This window comes from Acinetobacter zhairuonensis (assembly GCF_022601715.1).
In the GTDB taxonomy this organism is placed as follows: Bacteria; Pseudomonadota; Gammaproteobacteria; order Pseudomonadales; family Moraxellaceae; genus Acinetobacter.
The window spans coordinates 77399-99906 of the sequence record NZ_JAKVIM010000013.1; the positions used below are offsets into that span (position 1 = coordinate 77399).

The 22508-nt window shown below is 41.8% G+C and carries 18 protein-coding genes; 10 read left to right on the forward strand and 8 right to left on the reverse strand.

All coding sequences use genetic code 11. The features are described 5' to 3' along the window. Positions 1 to 51: 51 nt before the first annotated feature. The 4 genes from MKI85_RS11585 to MKI85_RS11600 all read right to left on the reverse strand — a co-directional run bounded on the left by MKI85_RS11585 (position 52) and on the right by MKI85_RS11600 (position 4343). The gene (locus MKI85_RS11585) at positions 52 to 2067 is read right to left on the reverse strand and encodes a TRAP transporter permease (protein WP_241627885.1); all 2016 of its coding nucleotides are present in this window, start codon (positions 2065 to 2067) and stop codon (positions 52 to 54) included. Further along, the gene (locus MKI85_RS11590; protein ID WP_241627886.1) at positions 2064 to 2570 is read right to left on the reverse strand and encodes a DUF1850 domain-containing protein; all 507 of its coding nucleotides are present in this window, start codon (positions 2568 to 2570) and stop codon (positions 2064 to 2066) included. Before MKI85_RS11590 ends, MKI85_RS11585 begins: the two co-directional genes overlap by 4 nt. After that, a complete protein-coding gene (locus MKI85_RS11595) occupies positions 2545 to 3552 on the reverse strand; it encodes a TAXI family TRAP transporter solute-binding subunit (protein WP_241627887.1) in 1008 nt (335 codons plus the stop codon). The genes MKI85_RS11590 and MKI85_RS11595 overlap by 26 nt, the downstream gene beginning before the upstream one ends. A 230-nt stretch (positions 3553 to 3782) precedes the next feature. Then, positions 3783 to 4343 (reverse strand): DUF2062 domain-containing protein, encoded by a 561-nt coding sequence (locus tag MKI85_RS11600; RefSeq protein ID WP_241627888.1) that lies wholly within the window; start codon positions 4341 to 4343, stop codon positions 3783 to 3785. A 370-nt stretch (positions 4344 to 4713) separates the two neighbouring features. Between MKI85_RS11600 and MKI85_RS11605 the strand changes: the two genes are divergently transcribed. The 6 genes from MKI85_RS11605 (at position 4714) to MKI85_RS11630 (ending at position 11949) form a co-directional block, all read left to right on the forward strand. Then, on the forward strand, positions 4714 to 5307 hold the full coding sequence (locus tag MKI85_RS11605; RefSeq protein WP_241627889.1) for a LysE family translocator: 594 nt from the start codon (positions 4714 to 4716) through the stop codon (positions 5305 to 5307). A gap of 128 nt (positions 5308 to 5435) precedes the next feature. Continuing rightward, the gene (dcd, locus tag MKI85_RS11610) at positions 5436 to 6005 is read left to right on the forward strand and encodes a dCTP deaminase (RefSeq protein WP_241627890.1); all 570 of its coding nucleotides are present in this window, start codon (positions 5436 to 5438) and stop codon (positions 6003 to 6005) included. Positions 6006 to 6298: 293 nt separating this feature from the next. Then, positions 6299 to 7696, forward strand: a complete 1398-nt coding sequence (locus tag MKI85_RS11615) for a hypothetical protein (protein ID WP_241627891.1) — start codon at positions 6299 to 6301, stop codon at positions 7694 to 7696. Positions 7697 to 7706: 10 nt separating this feature from the next. Beyond that, positions 7707 to 8324, forward strand: a complete 618-nt coding sequence (locus MKI85_RS11620; RefSeq protein WP_241627892.1) for a hypothetical protein — start codon at positions 7707 to 7709, stop codon at positions 8322 to 8324. A 23-nt stretch (positions 8325 to 8347) separates the two neighbouring features. After that, entirely contained in the window at positions 8348 to 10585 is a 2238-nt protein-coding gene (locus MKI85_RS11625; RefSeq protein WP_241627893.1) for a DUF6160 family protein, read from the forward strand. A gap of 26 nt (positions 10586 to 10611) precedes the next feature. After that, complete coding sequence (locus tag MKI85_RS11630) at positions 10612 to 11949, forward strand: hypothetical protein (protein ID WP_241627894.1); 1338 nt, start codon at positions 10612 to 10614, stop codon at positions 11947 to 11949. 57 nt (positions 11950 to 12006) lie between these two features. Here the strand turns inward: MKI85_RS11630 and MKI85_RS11635 are convergent, their stop codons facing one another. The 4 genes from MKI85_RS11635 to MKI85_RS11650 all read right to left on the reverse strand — a co-directional run bounded on the left by MKI85_RS11635 (position 12007) and on the right by MKI85_RS11650 (position 18712). After that, on the reverse strand, positions 12007 to 13722 hold the full coding sequence (locus tag MKI85_RS11635; RefSeq protein WP_241627895.1) for a proline--tRNA ligase: 1716 nt from the start codon (positions 13720 to 13722) through the stop codon (positions 12007 to 12009). A gap of 89 nt (positions 13723 to 13811) precedes the next feature. Then, a complete protein-coding gene (locus MKI85_RS11640; protein WP_241627896.1) occupies positions 13812 to 16916 on the reverse strand; it encodes an efflux RND transporter permease subunit in 3105 nt (1034 codons plus the stop codon). 15 nt (positions 16917 to 16931) lie between these two features. Continuing rightward, positions 16932 to 18041: an efflux RND transporter periplasmic adaptor subunit gene (locus MKI85_RS11645; RefSeq protein WP_241627897.1), complete on the reverse strand. Its 1110-nt coding sequence runs from the start codon at positions 18039 to 18041 to the stop codon at positions 16932 to 16934. A gap of 29 nt (positions 18042 to 18070) precedes the next feature. Then, positions 18071 to 18712, reverse strand: a complete 642-nt coding sequence (locus MKI85_RS11650) for a hypothetical protein (RefSeq protein ID WP_241627898.1) — start codon at positions 18710 to 18712, stop codon at positions 18071 to 18073. Positions 18713 to 18997: 285 nt separating this feature from the next. On the opposite strand from MKI85_RS11650, the gene pilG reads away from it, so the two are divergent. The 4 genes from pilG to MKI85_RS11670 are packed head-to-tail and all read left to right on the forward strand — an operon-like array spanning position 18998 to position 22431. Beyond that, a complete protein-coding gene (pilG, locus tag MKI85_RS11655) occupies positions 18998 to 19381 on the forward strand; it encodes a twitching motility response regulator PilG (protein WP_004723803.1) in 384 nt (127 codons plus the stop codon). A gap of 20 nt (positions 19382 to 19401) precedes the next feature. Continuing rightward, the gene (locus MKI85_RS11660; RefSeq protein ID WP_241627899.1) at positions 19402 to 19770 is read left to right on the forward strand and encodes a response regulator; all 369 of its coding nucleotides are present in this window, start codon (positions 19402 to 19404) and stop codon (positions 19768 to 19770) included. Positions 19771 to 19773: 3 nt separating this feature from the next. Continuing rightward, positions 19774 to 20310 (forward strand): chemotaxis protein CheW, encoded by a 537-nt coding sequence (locus MKI85_RS11665; RefSeq protein WP_241627900.1) that lies wholly within the window; start codon positions 19774 to 19776, stop codon positions 20308 to 20310. 48 nt (positions 20311 to 20358) lie between these two features. Continuing rightward, on the forward strand, positions 20359 to 22431 hold the full coding sequence (locus tag MKI85_RS11670; protein WP_241627901.1) for a methyl-accepting chemotaxis protein: 2073 nt from the start codon (positions 20359 to 20361) through the stop codon (positions 22429 to 22431). Positions 22432 to 22508 lie beyond the last annotated feature (77 nt).

The window sequence follows — 22508 nt, forward strand, 5'->3', positions numbered from 1 at the left end:
CGATGACGAGCGTTTTTTTATGCGTGTAGAAGTACGCATGCGACAAAGTCACTAAGAAAGTTGTTGGTGTGGCGTGCCTTTTTTACGTGCCTGCAAGACGTTCATGACAACCGCAACAATGACCATTGCAGTCCCAATAATATCGGTCATGGTTTCAGGCACAATCATAAGTAAAGCGCCTGCACCCATAAACAGTCGCCAAAACCAATTTAGTTCAGTTTTAAAATAACCTTCCACCGCAGCCCCTAAAGCCAAAATCCCTATAATGGAAGTCAGGAAAATACTGATAACGGTACTCCATGCAGGTAAGGCAAACTCACGTGCATTCACTGCCACACTCGTGGTATCAATCATCAGCATGGCAGGGTTATAGACAAATAAGAAAGGCACGATAAATCCTGCCAAAGATAGTTTAAGTGCCTGAAAACCCGTCCGCATCGGATCACCACCAGCAATACCTGCGCCTGCAAACGCAGCTAGCGCCACGGGAGGGGTAATATTGGCAAACAACCCAAAGTAGAACACAAACATATGTGCCACCAAGGTTGGAATATCAAAATTGGCTAAAGCAGGTGCTGCCATGGTTGCGGTAATAATATAGGCAGGAATGGAAGGTAAGCCCATGCCCAAAATCATCGAAGCAATCATGGTGAAAAATAAGGTTAGGAATAAGCTCCCTGCACCAATGCTCATAATGGAGGAGGTCATCACCGTACCAAAACTGGTTAAACTCACCACACCAATAATAATCCCCACGAGCGCACAGGCTGCCATAACGGAGAGTGATTGTTTGGCACCATCAACCAGTGCATCCAAAATATCCTGAAAGCTCATACGGGTTGTTTTTCGGCATGCTGCAATAATGATGGTCAGGAAAATGGTATAGACCGCTGCATAACTGACGGGAATGGACTGAAATAAAAAAATGACCAAGGCAATAATGGGAATCAGCAAATGCCCACGTTCTTTTAAGACATCTTTGACTTTAGGCAGATCTGCTTTCGGTACACCACGTAGATGATCTTTACCTGCACGAAAATGAACTTGTGCCATTACACCTAAGTAATAGAGCAGCGCAGGTAAAGCACCCGCTAAAGCAATCGTGCCATAACTGACACCCGTTGTTTCAGCCATGATAAACGCACTGGCACCCATGACTGGCGGTAAAATTTGTCCACCGACAGATGCACTGGCTTCGACGGCTCCTGCAAAGTTTTTGTGATATCCAATTTTCTTCATCAGGGGAATAGTGAACGAACCTGTTCCCACAACATTGGCGACAGCGGTGCCATTAATACTGCCCATAAAACCACTGGAAATGACCGCGACTTTGGCAGGACCGCCTTGTTTGTGTCCAGCCAGCGCCATTGCCAGATCATTGAACAGTTTGCCCATCCCTGATTTTGCTAAAAATGCCCCAAACAGAATAAATAAGAAGATAAAAGTAACCGATGCGCCAATCGCAGATGAATATAAGCCCTCGGTTTTTAAATACATTTGCCCAAAAATATCACTGATGCTGTAAGGGCGAGTAAGCAAGCGGTCAGGCATCCAGTCCAGATGACTGACAAATGGGTAGGCTAAGAAAATCAGCCCTAAAATTGGGAGCATCCAACCCATCACCCGTCTTGTCGCTTCAATCACCAAAAAGACGGTCATAATGGCAAAGACAATATCCAGTTGATTTGGAATCCCCCCGCGCGTGGTCATAATCTCTTGATATTCTTTCCATAAATAAAAAAAGGAGGCTACGGATGCGAGCATTAAAATCCAATCCATCCACGCCACATGCTGACGGCTCCCTTTTTGACGAGCTGGATATAGTAGAAAAATTAAAGCCAAACCAATGGCGACATGGGCGGAACGTTGAATCAGTTCGGGCAAAGGATTGAAGGTAATAAAGATATGAAATAAGGAATAGCAAATCGCGAGTACTGCAATAAACCAGCGGATTGATTTATTTATAGGAGTTCGGGTGACGGACTCGCGGTCAAATTGCTCTAGAAGTGCTTGTTGTTTTTCTGGATCTAATTGTTCAAGCGTTATTTTTTCTTCGGCATCTTTCATTGACATACTCCTAAGGTCCAAACTTTCCAGATTGGGATATGTTGAACAGTAATTTTGACCAAACTGTAGTCTGGTAGCTGTTCCGACACCGTCCATTGGTGTCGATCAAAGATTATTTGACCCTGCATATTACGTGAAACCATCCAATTAATTTCTTTTATGAATGTATTCACTTGCAAGCGAACATGCTCATTTTCTTGGGATAATACTGGGGCTGTTGAGGGGGTACCTGCACCAAAGGATACCAGTTCGGTATCCGTCAGTATAAAACCCTGTGATGCACGTTGGTAATGCTCAGACCAAGGTGTTTTTTCCACTGAATGCAGCCATTTTAGTTGAAATGACTCGGCGGGAATGACACATTCTCGAGCGGAAGCGGGCAGGGTAACAACGGTTGTAATGACTGGAAAAATGTACGTTAGCCCTAATCCCGCAAGAGTCACAAGCACCAAAATAATGACACTTGTGATGGCTCGATTATTTTTTCGTAGCAGCCACTTCATCGTAGTATTTTTTTGCTCCAGGATGTAATGGTGCGACTAAACCTTGTTGTGCAGTTTCTAAACTAATTTCTGTGGCAGCCTGATGTGAATTGGCTAAGGTCGGTAAGCTATCAAAGAAAGTTTTAGTGAGTTTGTAGCCATCATCTTCTGATACATCAGAACGAACCACTAAGGCATTCATAATGGCTGCGGTTGGAATGTCTTCGGCATTGCCATAAGTGCCTTTCGGAATCACTTTAGATAAGAAATAGCTCTGGTTTTTGGCAATTTCTTTTACTTTGTTCGGATCAATGCTGACCAGTTGCAGGTCAAAGCCTTGCTGTAATTCCATCAGAGAGGAGTTCGGAATACCACTGGTTAAGAATGCAGCATCAATTTTTCCACCTTTTAAAGCATCTGCGGCTTCAGCGTAGCCCAAATAATCCACTTTCACGTCGTTATAGGTAATGCCAAAACCATTGAGTAAGGTGCGGGCATTCACTTCCACGCCAGAGTTTTGTGCACCAACTGCAATGCGTTTGCCTTTTAGGTCTTCAAGTTTTTGAATGCCTGATTTTTTTGAGGCAACAATTTGTACGTAGTTCGGATACAGTGCGGCAATCTGCTGCACATTGGAGATTTTTTCTTTGAAGCTGCCTGTACCCTGAATAGCTTCGGTCAGACTGTCACTCATGACAAATGCCATTTCGACTTTATTCTGCTTTAACAGATTCAGGTTTTCGACCGAAGCTCCTGTGGTTTGGGTTTTGGAATTTACGCCGTAGGTTTTATGGTAAATCTCTGCCAAGCTGGTGCCAATGACATTATAAGGACCAGATGCACCACCAGTGGCAATACTGACAAATTTGGTTTGTAGGGTATCAGTTGCTGCTTGTTGTGATGCAGCTTGATCATTACTTTGCGGTTTACCGTTGTCGTTGGAACAAGCACCCAAGGCTGCTACAGCCACAGTCAATCCTGCAACTTTCATCCATTTTTTCATGTGACACTCCGTGCACTATTCTTGTAAGACTTCTAGTTATTTCTAAGTGGTAAATGTATTTACACCCTATATAGATACTGTATGCACAGGGGATAAGCAAATGTTTTTGTATGAATTGTATACAACTTTTGGAGGGTGAAAATTGCAACAGAAAGCACAGAGGCATTAATGAGTATCGAATGGAATGAATAAGATGAGAATTAAGGAGGATTTAGTTAGGCGGACTTCATTCATTCAGCAGGTTCATGTAGAAATTTTACTTCACGTTTATGCCATTTACGCAGGACTGTCCAGCGCCAAATGATGCGCGTACTAATATACAGAAGCAGTGCCGCCAATAACGCTTCAAGCACGAGCCCAGTCACTAAAATTTTGGCAAGATGCAGGTCGATATGTCCATGCCCAAAATTTTTAATCCAGTTCAAAATTTGATGTAATACGCCTAAAATCATATCTTTATCAATCATATTGACTTGGAAGATTTTACTGCCTAACCAAAAGCCTAGATATAGAATTGGTACAACGGTGAGCGGATTAGACAACCATGCCAGCGTCAAACTGAGCGGTAAATTGACTTCAATCAGTAAAACGGTCAGAACAATAAAGACACTGTGAAAAGGCACAGGCAAAATGCCCCAGAACGTTCCAATAAAGACCGCATGAGAAATAGATTTTCGATTGACGTACCAAAGCACTGGATTTAAGGTGCGTTGACCAAAAATCCGCATAAATTTGAGTTGGTTGACTTTTTCGGGAGAGGGAAGCCAAGATTGGAAAAATTTCTTTGCCATGCGAAATCAGCTTTTCAGGACAGGGTATTGTGCATGATTTAGGGGTGAAACGATAGTTCAATTCCCTTAACAGCTGTAAGGAAATATGCAGAAGTTTCACCCTTCAAACTGAAAATAAACTTAAAAAACGTTTATTCATGCATCTACCTTATATTTAATGAGATTTAAAACACAAATATCAAGTTAAAAGTGAAATATATTCTTACAGAATGACTTTGAGGTTTTGTGCTGCACTCTCATGTTAATGACCTGATTTATAAATATTTAATGTTTAAATTCTAGTTGGATAGCGGTTTTCCTTTACAACAATTTTTTTGCTATATTGAATCAATTGAACTAGGCTGCATTCACTCAAATGTGAGGTGAGCGTATGGTTTCATTGTTCTTTATAGGATTGGTGGTTTCGCTATTATTAACCCCTGGTCCAACCAATACGCTGCTTGCATCATCTGGCATTCAAGTTGGCATTCGCAAATCTTTTCGTCTTATTCCTGCCGAAGCCTTTGGCTATCTCATCTCGATTACCGTTTGGGGTGTCGTTATAGGCACGGTTTCTCGGCATTACCCATTAATTCCAACCTTGCTTAAACTGTTTAGTGCCGCTTATATTTTATTTCTGGCAATTAAGCTTTGGAAAACTGCGGATGTTGAAGAAAGCTTTACGCAGCCGAGCATCCGTGCGCGTGAGCTGTTCCTTGCAACATTGTTAAATCCCAAAGCTTTGCTTTTTGCATCGGCTATTTTCCCAGCCATTGTTTGGGTTAGAGCAGATACTTATGTAGCACATATGCTGGTTTTTCTCATTCTGCTGGTTCCGATTGCTTTTTTCTGGACTTTTATTGGCTCTATTTTGGCAACCAATCGAGTACGCTGGTTGACCAAGTCCAATCTACAAAAAACCGCCTCGATTGTTTTGGTGAGTTTTTCTATTCCTCTCAGTTATTCTGCACTTCTGAGTCTGTAATTATGCCGCTGTCATTGTCCTAGCCACATCTGCAAAGATGATGTGTTCAGGGGCGTTCGTATTTCCATTAAGGCTGAATTAAGTTAAAGTACAGCGCAAGAATTGATTCAAGTTTTGGAAATAAAAGAATGGCTATTAAGTCTGATCGTTGGATTCGCGAAATGAGCGAAAAACACGGCATGATTGAACCGTATGCTGAGAATCAGGTGCGTTTTGATGAGCATGGCGAAAAGCTCATTTCTTATGGCGTATCGAGTTATGGTTACGACGTTCGCTGTGCACGTGAATTTAAAGTGTTCACCAATGTTCACTCTGCAATTGTAGATCCAAAACATTTCGATGAAAAAAGCTTTATTGATATCGAGTCGGATGTTTGTATCATTCCGCCAAACTCTTTTGCCTTAGCGCGTACAGTCGAGTATTTCCGTATTCCGCGTAATGTCCTCACGGTATGCTTAGGTAAATCGACTTATGCACGCTGCGGTATTATTGTAAATGTGACACCATTGGAACCTGAATGGGAAGGTCACGTGACACTGGAGTTTTCTAATACCACGAATTTGCCTGCACGTATTTATGCGGGTGAAGGTGTCGCACAAATGCTGTTCTTTGAAAGCGATGAAGTATGTGAAACTTCTTATAAAGACCGTGGTGGTAAGTACCAAGGTCAAACAGGTGTAACTTTACCGAAGGCTTAATTTTTACTTCGATTTTGGAGCACCCCAAAAACCTATTTGTGCAGACAAATAGGTTTTTTTATTTTCTGAAATAAGCATTCAGCACGATATTTATCAATGCTTCATTCATCGGAAAATGCGGACATTTTCCGAGTTTTTTTTGCAATCGTGTAATTATTCAGCATAATGAGGACTAAAAATGTCTTGGTGAAATGTATCCCTCAGGGGTCACATTTGACAGTAAAACAAAGCATAACCAAGTCTAGGATGAACAAAATAATGATGCGGAGCATCAAATAACAAGGAAGGTCGCGATGACGGATCGGCATACGACAATTTTGCGTAGAACAATGCTCACGAGCATGCTGAGTCTTTGTTGTACATATAGTTTTGCTTTAGAAGCACTCTCAGATCAAGCTTTAAGTAATTCGACAGGTGAAGGGATTGCCATTCTACCTGAAAATTTCAAAATGGTATTTCAAACTGCGGAAGATGGTCTGACGGCTGCACAGAATCAAAGTCGTTTAGCGAACCGAAATTATGATACGGGCTTTATCCGCTTTATTCCTGTAGGTCCACTTTCAGAGACCGCTAAAACAGCAGGTGCTAAAAAGGCAGATGTGTTTTTGTATGGTTTAGCCTTATCTGCATCAGACAACAATCTAAATTCTCGCTTTAGTAACCTTGGCTTTAACTGGGGACAAGAAACCAATCCTTGGGTATTTAGTGTGAAATCAATCAGCACAACTGCCAATCGTGTGGTGTATGACTTTGCTGGGGTTGCACAAGACTTTAGTTATTTATCCTTAGAAGCACCTTATGTATTAGATGGTGTAGCCAATACAGCGACTGATAACAATATTAAATTAGGTTTATGGGGGGATTTCTTTGCACGGAATCCTTTGGTTGCTGCGCCTGTAGATGCTAAAAATGGTGCACCAGCCAATTTAAATGGTTTAGATCAGCGTCTACGCTTACAACTGGTGGCAAACGGACTGTCGCTAAACGGATCAAATCTGAAACTGTTTCAAACCTTGGGAGGCGCAGCCAGTTCTTCATTGCCAACCTCTTATAATAATACTCTGGGTTTAGCAGCATTGATTCGCTTGAATACCAATGATAATCCATCAGCAGCAACTGAAGACACCTCTAAAGCTTTACGCATCAGTACGGCAGAATCCTTAACCACTGATATCAGCAATGATTTAACAACCCCAGCCATTTCTAAAACCGCCGCTCCTAACTTTAATGCCAATGATGGAGTGTATTTATATAGCCCGAATATAAATCTGGTATTGGGCAGTATTTATCAACCCCTCATTGTGGATACTGCGGCAGATGGTCAGAATTTTGTGATTGAATTGACCCGCATTCCGAATAAAGCCAATGTCTATCAACAGATTTACACGGATTACACCGCCTTAGCTAGTGGTACAACTTCAGCTTATAAGGGTTCGACTTGTAACGTTCAATATTGTGGAGATGCAATTAGCATGGGGCAAAGCTATCAGGGCAATACTGCAACCCACAGTAGTATTTCCATTGGTACAGTTGGCTTTACCAATAACAATAAATTTTTAAAAGCTGATACCAGCAACAATGCGGTTGGGGTGAGTTTTGTAACACCCACAGGGACTAAAACCAATTTAGGTTCTGCCGCCATTGATGGGGTTTTGATTCAACATTTAAAAATCACGACTACTGGGCTATAAGGGGAAATAGATGAAGCGGTTTTTTCTTGCTGTCCTGTGCTTAAGTTCTTCTTTGAGTTGGGCGGGTTTAGCCGAGCTAGATAGCACACAATTGTCGGATGTACGTGGGCAAGGTGGCGCTGACTTGAGTTGGTCATTTTCACTGAATCATCAATTGCCTACCAATGTAAGCGAGGTACCTTATGAGTATTCTTGTAATGGTGCGAGTAATGAATTTTGTCGATTAGCCTTTAATGTCAGTAATCGAAAAGATGCGAGTGGCAATTTATATTGGCTGGTATTTAAAAAAATACAAGGGACGGTCGCAATTGATAAATTTCAATTGGATGGTACGACAGTGACCACCAGTGCAGGCTATAAAACTGCAATGAAACTGACATTTTTAGATGGCTATCCAATTCAGATTCGGAATTTTGGTTTTGAAGCACTCGCGATTGAAAAGGACACGGGTAGTAGCGATGCACAAAAAGGATATTTAAAGCAAACCACATATAGTTCGACACATGAGTCGGTATTTGACCGTGGATTAGAAACAGGATTCACTGGTTTAAATATGCACGGCAATCTAGCCTTGTCTGGAACCATGAAGTTTTTTAGCTGTAATTCTTCTTCGACGTCACGTTGTTAATTCAATCACACAAGGAATGGTGAATGAGTACAAATAAAATTATAAAACTCAGTGTATTGGCTTCAAGTATTGTATGGACACAGCAAGCATTGGCTTTAGAAGCACTTTCAGACCAAAGTTTGCGTAAAGTGTCTGGACAGGATGGTATCAGCCTGACCTATGAAACAGACCGAGTGACGATTGATCAACTAAATTGGAAAGACAATACTAATTTTGCCAATGGGACATCTGGAAATTTAAACCTTTCTTTAAATAATATTGAGGTCAATAAAATTGACAACAATAAGATTGGAGGAAGCGTTAAGCTGGATGTAGGTACCAATGCCAACCAGACAGGAATTCGTTTAGACGCAGTGGTTAATCCAGCCAATATTCATATAGGCAAAGTTGCGGTATGTGGTGATGCTTCACGTGGAGCGGATTGTTCCAGTCAGAATACATTAGGGGCTTTTACACTCCAAAATCGCGCACCGATGAATTTTGTTTTGGAAACCAGAAGTGGGCTATTCAATTCTAAAGACAAAGCCTACCTTGAGTTTGGTCTGCAAAATGCCAATATTTTCCATACACTCAAAAATGCTAGTGAATATAACCAATTTATTTTAAAAGATTTTAATTTTAATTTTAAAGGAACAGGTTATTTATACTTAGATGCCAATAAAGGCATGGTACTTTCAACAAGCTCTCCTAATGCCACGGACAGTAGTATCAATGAAGTGGTATTGGAGCGAGTCCAAGATTTGGATAATCCGGGTAAAACCCGACCTGGTTTTAATATCGATCTTAGATATAAAACCAATGTCGGCAGTGATGCCAAATCTTATACCGCCAATGACAATACGGATCAGCTCAACGCCATTATTCGTTTAGGTGCTTCTGGGCGTTTACGCGATGCAGAAATTGCAGTAAATGCAGATCGAACCAATTTAGGTGGTGCGGAAGATTCATCTATTTCTAGTACTCAAATGGCGGGTTCAACAGGTCTGCACGTTAATGTGAAAACCAGTTTTACCCGTGATGAAAAAAACACTTCGGGAGTCTTGACGGCTGAAGGAACCAAATTCGAGCTTGGACATACGGGTAAAAATTCTTATGCGATAGAATTTGGTAATTTAACGCCGCTACAAATTCGGACTCAAAGTGGCTCCAGTTTAGTCGACAACAATAGTTTGGCTTATATTAATTTTGGCGACATTTATATCAATGCCGTGCAAACCAAATCATTGGAATTTGAAATTGGGCAGAACATTGCCAAATTACTGGGGAAGCAAGCTGGCATTGATCGTTATAACTTAAGTAATAATGCGCAGAATGCCGTGGCCATTGCGGTACGTGGTATGGATTTCCAAGCCATCGCGCGAAATGCGAAATTTATTGCCAATAATAGTAATGATGCAAGTCATCAAATTACCAGCCAAAGTGCGACATGGGGTTTGGGGATTCCCATATATAACTTGAATGCAAATCTAGGTATTTATGGCACCACCTATGGTGCAAATAATGCTGAAGCAATCGGTTTTGGTTTAACCATGTCAACTCAAGGTCGAGACACCGCAGGTTCAAAAACAACGTCGATTATCCTGATAGATGGCGCACCGAATAGTTTTCATACCGCTGAAGAAGTGAACTATTACACGGGGCTGCGCAATATTGATTTTTTCATGGATACTCAAGGTGTGTTGGCCATGGAGCAAGCGGGAATCAAGCTGGACTTGCCGCGGTTAGTCATTGCAATGGGAGCAGAAATAGCCTTGGGACAGCTACCGGGTAGCCGTTATGAAGCCGCAGGTTGCGCGACGGCTGCAACATCTAATCTCAGTTGTTTTGTACCTGCAAATAGTTTTACCAATACCAATGATGTGTTGTTTGGGCTCGCACTGCGTTTGGACTCTTCTGCGCAATTGATGATCTTACCTGGCACAGCAGCAGATAATCATTTAGCAATTCAAGGCAATATTAAGCTGAATGCTTCAGATACAACCACCAATAAAAACTACCTGCACCTCACCAATGTCCAAGACAATGCAACCATTGGATTTGACCGTATTCAAGGTGAACTAGATTTGAATGCGAAAATTTTGGTCGAAAAAGATCAGGTGAAATTTAACAATAACATCCGTTTAAATCCGTCTAATCAGGCAGCAGGGGTGTTAAAAGCGGATGTTAATCTTTATCCAACGGCAGATCGGGCACAGAATCTAGGCACAATGGTATTTACAGGTGGCAATATCCGCAGCAGTTTTGGCATTACTCCAAGATAAAAAGAATGAAAGGAATAAAGTTGGTCATGAAGACAAAGTTATTATTGAGCATTTTACTTGCAACAGTTGCAATGCCCGTTATGGCAAAAAAATTACAAAGCCTTTCCGATCAGGAGCTGTCCAATGTCTCTGGTCAAGCTTTATTAACCTTGCAGTATTTACAGGGGACATCACAAACTGATCAAAAAGGGGATACTTATAACCAGTCCAATATTGGGTTTTATAAGTTAGGACTCGAAGCGGTCATGGAGCTGAATGCCAATATTAATAAATTGCAGTTGGGCTGTGGTGGCATCAACAACAGTGTTCGAGCCAGTAGTTGTGATATCGATATTGATAATATTTCTTTAAGTGGTTTACCTGCAAACGCTAACTATACTTCAGATGAGCGAGCAGCCACCTCAGCAAAAATTACCAACCCGTTTTTACAATTCGCGATTAAAAATCCGAATTCGGCGGCTACCCGTGAAGTCGTTGGATTTCGAGTCAGTGCAGAAAAAATTTCAGGGTTAATGACTTTAGGGACGGAAAACTCCGCCACTCCGAATGGGATTAATTCGTTTAGTGGTTATATGAAAACCAAAACTGCATCGGGTACAGCTGTGACTCAGGCACGTAGCATGACGTATGCAGATACAGGGTTAACGATAAACGGTATTGTACAGGGTCGATTATTAGGCAGCAGTTCAGGTACCACTTGTGTAGATGGATTTTTAGATCCTTGTTACGATATTTCATATACTTCCAATAATTACAATTTAAGTCTTTCCTCAACGTCTGCCCCATTTACGATTAACTCAACTGTTGTCTCAGGCACGCGTTTAAAAGATGTCGTATTAAAAGGCAGTGGCACTGTTGGACAGATTGATTTTAGTGGTCAATTGAAAGCTACAGTTGCGGGTTTTTTAAATTTGGATAAGCAAGTTACGGGGAATATTACAGGTTTAAAAACCGACATTACCGTGAATCAGAATCTGGGTTTAATTCATGCTTTATATCTGAACAACCCTGCATCTTTATCGTTACAATCACAAAAAATCTTATGGCCTGGCGCCGCAGTTGCGGCCAATCAGGGGTGGTGGTTAGCCATGGAGGATGAAGTCGAACTGGGAAGTTTAAGCCCAACTACACAAGTGGCGATTACCAATGAAGTTTTAAAGCAAACCATTGCAGGAATTAATAAAGACTTAACTGACAATCCGCGTAATTGTGGAAACTTATTAACAGGATGTGTGGGAGGTTCTGCACTGGTAGTTGGTAATGTACCTATGAATACTACGACTTTAGATTTTCCACTGACGAACTTGACCTTACAGGGGCAGAATTTCCGTTCTAACTGCTTTGGTGGCATGAAGTTCTGTTAATTTCAAGGCTATAAAAAATCCCGCAAGTTGCGGGATTTTTTATTCTAAATATAAAAATTACTTGGCAATTTTTGCTAATAATTCATCTTTAGAAATATTCACAGATTCAGCATCGGTACGACCTTTGTATTCAAAAGTGCCTGCATCCAAGCCTTTCTCACCAATTACAATACGGTGTGGAATACCTGTTAACTCAAGATCTGAGAACTTCACGCCTGGACGTTCATTACGATCATCCAGTAATACGTCATAACCCGCAGCAGTTAATTCTGCATATAAAGCTTCAGCGGCTTCTAAAGTACGCGGAGATTTATGTGCATTCATTGGCACAATTGCAACTTCAAACGGTGCAATTGCTGCTGGCCAAATGATGCCTTTCTCATCAAAATTCTGTTCGATTGCAGAAGCCACAACACGTGTAACCCCGATACCATAGCAACCCATAGTCACAGTAAACGGTTTGCCATCTTCACCCAATACTTTACAGCCTAATGCTTCTGAATATTTTTGTCCGAGTTGGAAGATATGACCGACTTCAATACCACGTTTAATTTGTAGGGTACCTTTACCATCTGGAGATGGATCGCCTTCAACCACATTGCGTAAGTCATAAACTTCGGTGAATTGCGCATCGCGTTCCCAGTTTACACCAGTTGCATGTTTGTCTGCTTCGTTCGCACCCGCCACAAAGTCAGACAGTACAGAAGCGGCACGATCAACAATCACAGTAACGCCTTTTTCTACTAGACCTTGTGGTCCGCAGAATCCTGCAGTTAAGCCAAGTGCTGTCAGTTGCTCGTCAGTTGCAAATGTTAATGGCGATGCAATAAGAGGGTGCTTTTCAGCTTTAATTTCATTTAGCTCGTGGTCACCACGCAAGAATAAAGCGATGACTGGCGTTTGACCTTTTTCATCTGCTACACCTTGTACTAACAAAGCTTTAACAGAATGTGCAGGATCAGATTTTAGGAATGCAGATACATCCGCAATGGTTTTTTGATTTGGCGTATCGACCAAAGTGAGCGCTTGCGTTGGAGCAGCACGTTCACCGACTAATACTGCTTCAGCCATTTCAATATTGGCTGCATAATCAGATTCAGTTGAGAAGGCGATATCGTCTTCACCGCTTGAAGCCAAAACATGAAATTCATGTGAACCAGAACCACCAATCGAACCTGTATCAGCTTGTACTGGACGGAAATCTAACCCTAAACGCGTGAAAATGTTGCAATAGGTTTGATACATCAAATCATAAGTTTCTTGGAGCGACGCTTGATCTGCATGGAAAGAATAAGCATCTTTCATAATGAATTCGCGTGAACGCATCACGCCAAAACGTGGGCGAATTTCATCACGGAATTTAGTTTGAATTTGGTAGAAGTTAATTGGTAATTGCTTATAACTTTTTAATTCGTTACGTGCCAAATCTGTGATGACTTCTTCGTGGGTAGGACCCAAAACAAATGGATTATCATGACGATCTTTAAAACGTAATAATTCAGGACCGTATTGTACATAACGACCAGACTCTTCCCACAGGCTTGCAGGTTGAGCCACAGGCATAAACACTTCAAGTGAGCCTGAACGGTTCATTTCTTCACGCACAATTGCTTCAACTTTATTTAGCACACGTACGCCCATCGGCAGCCAAGTGTATAAACCTGAAGCCAATTTACGAATCATGCCCGCACGGAGCATAAGTTGATGTGAAATGACTTCAGCATCGTTTGGGGTTTCTCTTAACGTTGCAAATAAAAAGCGACTCGCGCGCATGAAAACTGTCCTAATATTAATCGTGAAGGATAATCCAATCTTAAATGAAACAGTCACCCAGTGGTGACCGCACATTCAACTGCCATGGATTATGACATGATTTTCCGTTTGAGACGAAGTAGAAAATTCTTAAAGTCATCTAAGTAAGTAAAGATCACGGGAACCACTACCAAGGTCAGCAGGGTCGAGGTAATGACCCCGCCAATTACCGCATGTGCCATAGGCGCACTTTGTTCTCCACCTTCACCGAGTCCAAGGGCAAGCGGAATCATGCCCATCACCATGGCACTGGTGGTCATGAGAATGGGACGTAAGCGGGTTTTACCTGCTTGTAAAATTGCATCGTAGCGACTAGTACCAGATTCCATGGCTTTTTTAATAAAGTCGATCAGGAGGATGGCATTTTTGGTGACCAGACCCATCAGCATAATAATGCCGATGATGGAGAATAAATTCATGGTCGAGTCAAACAAGAACAATGCCAAAAATACCCCTATTAAGGAGAGGGGAAGCGAAGCCATGATGGCGGCAGGATGAATAAAGCTATTAAACTGAGAACCCAATACAATATAAATAAACACAATTGAAAGGGTGATGGCGGTCAAGGCATAACCTGCGGATTCTGCCATATCGGCATTGGCACCTTGCGTATCAAAACTATAGCCCGCAGGCAGTTTAAAGTTGTCCTGAATTTTTTGAATATCGGTGCCGATGTCTCCAGCAGGACGACCTGCGGTATTGGCTTCGACCAACACCTCACGCGCCAGATCACGTCGATTAATCTGTGAGGCGCCTAAGCTTTGTTCTAGGCTGGCAATACTGCTAAGTGGCACTAAAATATTTTGTCCAGACTGATCTTGTTTAGCAGAGTTAATGTATAAATTACCTAGATCACTAGGTAAGCTACGCTGACTTTCTGCTAAGCGGACATTCACATCGTAGCTCTCACCCTGTGCATCTTGCCAAGAAGTGACATCATCTCCCGCAATTAAAGGGCGCACCACATTGGCAATTTGGCTGACAGATAAACCTAAATCATTGGCTAGGACACGATTAATATGTACCGCCAAAGTGGGCTTAGGTTCTTTCAGCGAACTTTCCAAATCGACAACGCCTTGGACCTGAGCCACTTCTGCCATAAATTGATCTGATATTTTTTGTAGTTGAGCTAAGTCGGGACCTTTAATGGAAATCATGATTGGTTTTTGCCCGCCTGAAACATTTTCATCCGCAGAGGCAACCGAAGTCACACTGATGCCCGCCACGCTTTTGAGACGATCACGAAATTCATTATTCAGTTGCACCAGGGTTTTATCACGTTGTTGGCGTGGTGTGACTGTAACACGCAAACTGACATGGTTTTTACCGCGGTCTGTTGCGCCATTAATCACGCCGTAGGTGCCTAGTACTTCAGGATGCAGTCTTAAGATCTGTTCGACTTGAAGTAATTTGGCTTGTGAATATTCCAATGAAGCATTCACAGGTGTTTCAAATTTAATCCGAATTTGCGCTTTATCTGGTGTTGGCACAAATTCAGTACCAATCATTTTAGAGAGTGCTAATGCGCCAAACAGAGAGGTAATCGCGATCGCAAGCGTAATCAACCGAAAACGGAGTGCCAGTTTTAATAAGTATTCGTAGAGTTGCGTTAAGCGGTCGAGTTGCTGTGCAATCGCATCAAAAAAACGTTGTAACAGGTTCGGTTTTTGATTTTGTTGATGTTGGTCTGTCCAATGTGCCGAGAGCATCGGGTCGAGTGTAAAACTTACAAACATGGAAATCAGCACGGCTGTACTGACAGTCACCCCAAATTGATAAAAGAAACGTCCAATAATCCCACCCATAAAGGCGACAGGTAAAAAAACTGCGACAATCGTGAGGGTTGTCGCTAAGACGGCTAATCCAATTTCTTTGGTGCCATCCAAGGCCGCAGAGACATGGTCTTTGCCCATATCGGCATGGCGCACAATATTTTCCCTGACCACAATCGCATCATCAATCAATAAGCCAATACTTAATGATAGGGCGAGTAAAGTCATCATATTGATGCTAAAACCAAATGCCCAAATCATGGCTAATGTCCCCAGTAAGGAGATGGGGAGCGTCATGCCGGTGATAACGGTAGAGCGGAATGAACCAAGAAAGAGCAGGACAATCAATACCGCCAGTATCGCCCCTTCAAGAATGGTACGGCTTACATCTCGAATACTGCTACGAATGCCTTGAGAACTGTCGACTACGACCTTGGCACTGACGCCTTGAGGCAACTGCTTTTCAATATTGGCAAGGGCTTTGTATGTGCCATCGACCACTTGAATAATGTTGGAATCCGAATTACGTAGCACATCGACGGCAACCGCAGGATTTCCATTTAAAAAAGCACTAGATTCAAGTTCTGCCTGACTATCCTCAACCGTAGCCACTTGTTTTAGAAATATAGGGGCACCATTTTTAGTTGCAACAATCAGGTCGCCAAAGGCATAGGGATGAATCACTTTGGATTTGATTTCGACCACAAGTTCGGAATTGGCTTGCTTCAGGGTTCCACCAGGGACTTCAATATTTTCACTTTTAAGTGTGTTGATGACTTGGTCGATACCAATGCCGTAGCTTTGTAATTTATACGGATCAATCACGATACGGATTTGACGCTGGCTATCCCCCAATAAATTAACCGCACCTACGCCAGACACGGTTTGTAATTCTGGCACGACCCTTTGGTCGATATAGGTGCTGAGTTCACGTAATGATTGAGTATTCGACTCAAACACAATCGACATAATGGCACTGGCAGTCGGATCATAGCGTTCTACGACAGGATCCTGAATTTCATCTCGGAATTCAGCCGTGACTGGGGCGATTTTGTCGCGAATATCTTGAGCCGCGATCGCAGAGGGGACATCTAAATTAAACTCCACAATAATCGTGGATAATCCCTCACTGGATTGTGAAATGACCTGTTTTAGCCCCGAAATGGTGTTGATCCGATCTTCCATTTTCTTGGTAATTTCAGATTCAATGGTTTCAGGTGATGCACCAGGGTAGGTGGTGTGAATAACCACAAAGGGGAAATCGACATCAGGAAATTCTTCCACGCTCATGCGTTGCCATGAGGCTAAGCCAAGCACCATCAAGGACAGCATCATCATGATGGTAAACACGGGATATTTTACACTGATTCGGGTTAACCACATTTTCAGGTCCTGAATTTATTTATTTTTCTGAATGGTCACAGTCTTGTGGATATCACTATCACTAAATTTGACTCGGCTGATCTGATCTCCTGTAGCAAGACCTTCGACCACCGCAACATTTTCACTATAACGTTGTTCCAGAACATTGATGGATACCCGCTCAATTTTTTGTTGACGGATGACCCAGACATACGGTTTTTGTCCGAGGTCTTGAATGCTATCTAGTGAAATGAGTTGTCCAGAGACAGTGGTTGTTGCCAGAATACTTCCTTCAACAAAGGCGCCTATGCTCAGAGGATTTAATGCTGAATTCGGGGTGGCATAAAATTCAATTTGACGACTGTTTAAATCAGCTAAGGGTGAGATTCGGCTCAGGGTTGCTTGTAGTTGTTCTGAATTTCCTTGCAGATGATATTCAATTTTCTGTCCTACGCGTAACGCATTCCGTTGATCACTGGGGAGACGTGCCTGAAGTTCTAAACGTGTTGGATCGACAATTTCAAATAACGTTTGCCCAGCCGCAACGGTTTGACCCAGTTCAACTTGGCGTTTGGTCACGATTCCAGTAATTGGACTGCGTAAAGTACCATCTTGTTCAGCTTTCAGTGCAATATCGACGGTGGCTTGCTGTGCTTTCACATTCTCTAATTGTGCTTGATAGTCGACTTGGCTTTGCTCAAATTCAACTCTGGAAATAAAGCCTTGTGCTAACAGTCGCTGTTTACGCTGCATCATGTTTTGAGCCAGACTTGCTTGTGCTTTGGTTGCAGCTAAATTGGCTTTGGCTTGGGCTAAACGCGCTTCATTATCTTGATTATTTAACTGGACCAAGATTTGCCCTTGCTGTACTGCATTGCCGATATCAGCACGTACAGCAGTTGCAGTTGCCGTGACTTGGGATTGTAAGCTGCTTTGATTGACCGCGCGAATAGTGCCTGTGAACGTGGTTTTCTCAACGGACTCACCATAATTCAGTGGAACCAAATCCTGCTGTATAAGCTCGATTTGACTATTTTTTTGGGTAGATACAGTTTCGGGTTGCTTTTGACACGCTGTAAGTAAAAGGCTGGTAGAGATGCAAAGGATCAGGGTTTTAACATGAAAAATTCGAGGTACAAGCGGCATCTAAACATCCTTTACTTAATCTGAGCGTATTAGTTTTCCATGGCTTTTAAGCGCGCAACAATATTCGCGTACTCGACCTGCGTATCACGATAGTTGTTTTGTAGCGATTGAATCTGTTGCTTTTTATTGCTGATATTGGTGGCGTTATTGGTCAGATTGCTTTTAAGAATGGCAGGAACTGGTTCGCCTTTACGCAGGTACTCCATTTCTTGGCGTTTGAATAAAATACGATCATTTTGTAATTGTTTAAGTTGATCTTGCTGAAAGTAGATTTGTTTTTTTATATTTGCTAAAGCCTCATTCCCTTTAGTGATCGCAACCTTACTGCTGGTATAAGCTCGTTTTAAACGTAAATCAGTTTCACGTTGTTTAGCTTGAGCTGCTCGCTGAGGTGCTTTCTTCTCTTCCAGAGCTGCGTTATAAGCACGGTTGCGTTTAATCACTTGCATATTACTGTCAAGCGCCTCATAACCATAGCGAATATGATTGGGGGTCACATTGGTGCTGATATTGGCGACACCTTTACTGTCGTAGTAGCGATACCAGACCGCCTTAGCTTCCTCTGCAAAGGTAAAGGCTGATTGGAGGAGCAAAAGGCTAATCATCATAAAGCGTAAAGCCATTTCTTTATTTGCAATGAAAGCAAGTTTGTAACTAAACTGACTTTTCATTGGATCCCCCGCACACGATATTAAAGTTGACTAAATTACTTATTTTTAAGTAATAATAGAGTTATATTAGAACTAATCTGTACAATAAAAAACATCTATTCATCAAAAAAAAAATTGGAATGAACTAAAGTGTGAATTTATTAGCTAAAATAGCCGAAAGTGTCGAATAAGTTCAAAACTGTTCGTTGAAAATACAAGTAAATATATGTTAAAAATGTTGGCAACTTGTAATAAAACTTCATATACCAAATGTATGTACATTCTAAAAATGGGACGGGTCATTAAATGGACGATAAATTTCAAAATCTAAAAGTCATGGTAATTGATGATTCAAAAACTATTCGTCGTACAGCAGAAACATTATTACAACGTGAAGGTTGTGAAGTGGTCACTGCGGTAGATGGTTTTGAGGCATTGTCAAAAATTGCTGAAGCAAATCCTGATATTGTTTTTGTCGATATCATGATGCCGCGTCTAGATGGCTATCAAACCTGTGCACTCATCAAGAATTCACAAAATTATCAAAACATTCCAGTCATTATGCTATCGAGTAAAGATGGCTTATTTGACCAGGCTAAAGGTCGTGTTGTCGGTTCAGATGAATATTTAACAAAACCATTCAGTAAAGATGAACTTTTAAACGCAATTCGTAATCACGTAACAGCATAAGTTTTGCATTGGGGAAGAGCATGGCTCGTATTTTGGTAGTAGATGATTCGCCTACAGAAACATTTCGTTTCAGAGAGATTTTAGGCAAGCACGGCTTTGAAGTGATTGAAGCGTCAAATGGTGCAGATGGGGTAACAATGGCGCAAGCTGAACTCCCTGATCTTGTGTTGATGGATGTGGTGATGCCAGGCGTAAATGGCTTTCAGGCGACTCGTCAAATTGCACGTGGCGATACCACAAAACATATTCCAGTGGTTATTGTAAGTACTAAAGATCAGGCAACTGACCGTGTTTGGGGAAAACGTCAGGGTGCATGTGATTATTTGACCAAGCCTATTGATGAACAACTATTAATCGATACCATCAAGCAGCACCTCAACGCAGGATAAACTATGGCAGCGAACGGATTTATCGAATTACTTCGCTTGGCAAAACGTGGTAATAAAAACTACGTTTCGACCGAGAATGAAGTAAACCGATGGTCAGGGATTGCATTTGAAATGATGGGGCAATATTTCGTTGCCCCTTTAGGTGAGGTTTCGGAAGTAATTTATCCGCCAAAATATACACCAGTACCAAATACTCAATCGTGGGTGATGGGATTGGCAAATATTCGCGGAAGACTGCTTTCAGTTGCAGATTTGGCACATTATATTTCTGGACATCGAAGCCAATATTCACCGACTCAAAAAGTCTTATGTATCAGTCATCATGATCATTATGTCGGTTTAGTCGTCGATCAGGTTTTGGGTATTCAACACTTTAATAAGAAAAGTTTCTTCTCTAAACACAATGATTTAGATAGTAATTTACAAGAATATTGCCATGGATATTTCCATCAACATAACCAACAATGGCATGTTTTCTTATTTAGTCGTTTATTGCAAAACCCAAAATACATGAACGCATCTATAAAACTTATAAATTAAATAGTCACACTCATTAAGAATGAAGGCGAAATTCGGGGGAGAAGCTGCATGGGCTTTAAGCTAAAAAAGAAAAATGCAGGTGAAAGTACCAACCGTGCGGGTGGTAATGCTTTAGTAGCAAAAATTCAATCACAGACGGAACAGTTTTCACGTGTATTCGGTGACAGTGAAAAGTCCAGACCATTAATTTTGGGTGCAGCGTTTTGTATCATCTTGGCCCTATTCCTTCTGTTATATCTTTTCTATAGCGTACCGCGTAATAACGAATTTACGCGTAGCTTGGGTGATCTACGTCTTTTATCACAAACGATTTCACGTCAAGCAACTGAAGCAACTGCTTCAGGTACACCTGAATCTATCAAGAAACTCACGGATTCTCAAAAAGCATTCGCTGAAAACCTTGAAACAGTCAATGATATTCATGCTAGTACGCAAGCATTACGTGAAGTTGATGAGCAATGGAAAAAAGTTTCTGAAAACATTGACTTAATTGCAGCACAACAAAAAATCATTAACCAGTTATACGACACCAACATTGCCATCAGTGAAAGTATTCCTGGTATTCAGGCTGAATATAACTTGATGGTTGACCAAATGGCACGTCAGAACATGCCAAGTAGTCAGGTTGTAATTGCAAAAAACCAGGTCTTCATTGCGGAACGTATTTTACGTTCAATTAACTCAGTGTTAACGGGTACGACCAACTCAAGTGCTTCAGCAGATGACTTTAGTGCCGATACTGAAACATTCGGTGCATATTTGAATGCACAAATTAATGGTAGTGCTGAACTGGGGGTTCAACAGATTTCTGAACCTGCTTTACGTGAATCTTTAGATGGGATTAAAGCTGAGTATGATGAAGTATTAAAATCTGCTGCAGCAACAGTCTTAAAGAACTCTTCTCAAATTGTTAAAGTACGTCAAGCATCATCTTCGATTTTTGAGCAGTCTGATACCTTGTTAACTAACTTAAACAAGTTATCTGGTGGTACAGGTTGGGCCATTGCAATTCCAGCATTGGGCTTAATTCTGGCACTGATTGGCTTCTTATTCTGCGTATTTAAATTACTTGTACTCCGTGGTGAAGCGGATAAAGTGCGTGTATCACGTTTACAAGAAGAATATGACCGTAACCAGAATGCGATTTTACGTTTACTGGATGAAATCGCCGACTTGGCGGACGGTGACTTACGTTCATATGCAACAGTATCTGAAGACTTTACTGGCGCAATTGCTGACTCGATTAACTTCGCGATTGACCAGTTACGTGAGTTGGTATCGCGTATTACTGAAACGTCTGCGGAAGTTGCACACTATACGCAAAACACGCAGATCATTACCAACCAGTTGGCGGAAGCTTCTGAGCATCAGGCGCAAGAAATTGCAGGTGCATCTGCCGCGATTAACGAAATGGCAATGTCAATTGACCAGGTATCTGCAAACGCATCTGAATCTGCTACGGTAGCAGAACGTTCGGTACATATTGCATCGAATGGTGCAGACGTTGTAAACCGTTCAATTGAAGGTATGGATATCATCCGTGAACAGATTCAAGAAACTTCAAAGCGTATTAAGCGTTTGGGTGAATCTTCACAGGAAATTGGTAATATTGTCGCGTTGATTAACGATATTGCCGACCAAACCAACATCTTGGCATTAAACGCTGCAATTCAAGCATCGATGGCAGGTGAAGCAGGTCGTGGTTTCGCAGTTGTTGCCGACGAAGTCCAGCGTCTAGCAGAACGTTCAGCATCGGCAACCAAGCAGATCGAAACGCTGGTGAAAACGATTCAGACGGATACTAACGAAGCAGTGATTTCGATGGAACAGACTACTTCTGAGGTTGTACGTGGTGCAAACTTATCTAAAGACGCTGGTGTTGCACTGGATGAGATTCAAAGCGTATCGGGTAATTTGGCGAAACTGATTGCAAGCATTTCTGACGCAGCAAAACTTCAGTCAGCATCTGCAGGTCATATTGCAACGACGATGAACGTTGTACAAGAGATTACCTCTCAGACCACCACAGCAACGTTCGACACAGCACGTTCGGTTTCTGAGCTTGCCAACATGGCGGAATCTTTACGTGAATCTGTAACGGACTTCAAACTACCTGAATAAGTTAGCTATTTAAGGGTATTCCGAGCTTGTTTAGTTCGGAATACCGATCTAGTTTTAAGCATCGACCCGAGGGACTT

Bases quoted from the DNA above. Each gene is read 5' to 3' on its own strand.
- pilG (WP_004723803.1), top strand. From the start codon at position 18,998: ATGGACGATAAATTTCAAAATCTAAAAGTCATGGTAATTGATGATTCA.
- MKI85_RS11585 (WP_241627885.1), bottom strand. From the start codon at position 2,067: ATGAAAGATGCCGAAGAAAAAATAACGCTTGAACAATTAGATCCAGAA.
- MKI85_RS11605 (WP_241627889.1), top strand. From the start codon at position 4,714: ATGGTTTCATTGTTCTTTATAGGATTGGTGGTTTCGCTATTATTAACC.
- MKI85_RS11595 (WP_241627887.1), bottom strand. From the start codon at position 3,552: ATGAAAAAATGGATGAAAGTTGCAGGATTGACTGTGGCTGTAGCAGCC.
- MKI85_RS11645 (WP_241627897.1), bottom strand. From the start codon at position 18,041: ATGCCGCTTGTACCTCGAATTTTTCATGTTAAAACCCTGATCCTTTGC.
- MKI85_RS11620 (WP_241627892.1), top strand. From the start codon at position 7,707: ATGAAGCGGTTTTTTCTTGCTGTCCTGTGCTTAAGTTCTTCTTTGAGT.
- MKI85_RS11640 (WP_241627896.1), bottom strand. From the start codon at position 16,916: ATGTGGTTAACCCGAATCAGTGTAAAATATCCCGTGTTTACCATCATG.
- MKI85_RS11630 (WP_241627894.1), top strand. From the start codon at position 10,612: ATGAAGACAAAGTTATTATTGAGCATTTTACTTGCAACAGTTGCAATG.
- MKI85_RS11660 (WP_241627899.1), top strand. From the start codon at position 19,402: ATGGCTCGTATTTTGGTAGTAGATGATTCGCCTACAGAAACATTTCGT.
- MKI85_RS11650 (WP_241627898.1), bottom strand. From the start codon at position 18,712: ATGAAAAGTCAGTTTAGTTACAAACTTGCTTTCATTGCAAATAAAGAA.
- MKI85_RS11590 (WP_241627886.1), bottom strand. From the start codon at position 2,570: ATGAAGTGGCTGCTACGAAAAAATAATCGAGCCATCACAAGTGTCATT.
- MKI85_RS11600 (WP_241627888.1), bottom strand. From the start codon at position 4,343: ATGGCAAAGAAATTTTTCCAATCTTGGCTTCCCTCTCCCGAAAAAGTC.
- MKI85_RS11635 (WP_241627895.1), bottom strand. From the start codon at position 13,722: ATGCGCGCGAGTCGCTTTTTATTTGCAACGTTAAGAGAAACCCCAAAC.
- MKI85_RS11665 (WP_241627900.1), top strand. From the start codon at position 19,774: ATGGCAGCGAACGGATTTATCGAATTACTTCGCTTGGCAAAACGTGGT.
- MKI85_RS11615 (WP_241627891.1), top strand. From the start codon at position 6,299: ATGACGGATCGGCATACGACAATTTTGCGTAGAACAATGCTCACGAGC.
- MKI85_RS11625 (WP_241627893.1), top strand. From the start codon at position 8,348: ATGAGTACAAATAAAATTATAAAACTCAGTGTATTGGCTTCAAGTATT.
- dcd (WP_241627890.1), top strand. From the start codon at position 5,436: ATGGCTATTAAGTCTGATCGTTGGATTCGCGAAATGAGCGAAAAACAC.
- MKI85_RS11670 (WP_241627901.1), top strand. From the start codon at position 20,359: ATGGGCTTTAAGCTAAAAAAGAAAAATGCAGGTGAAAGTACCAACCGT.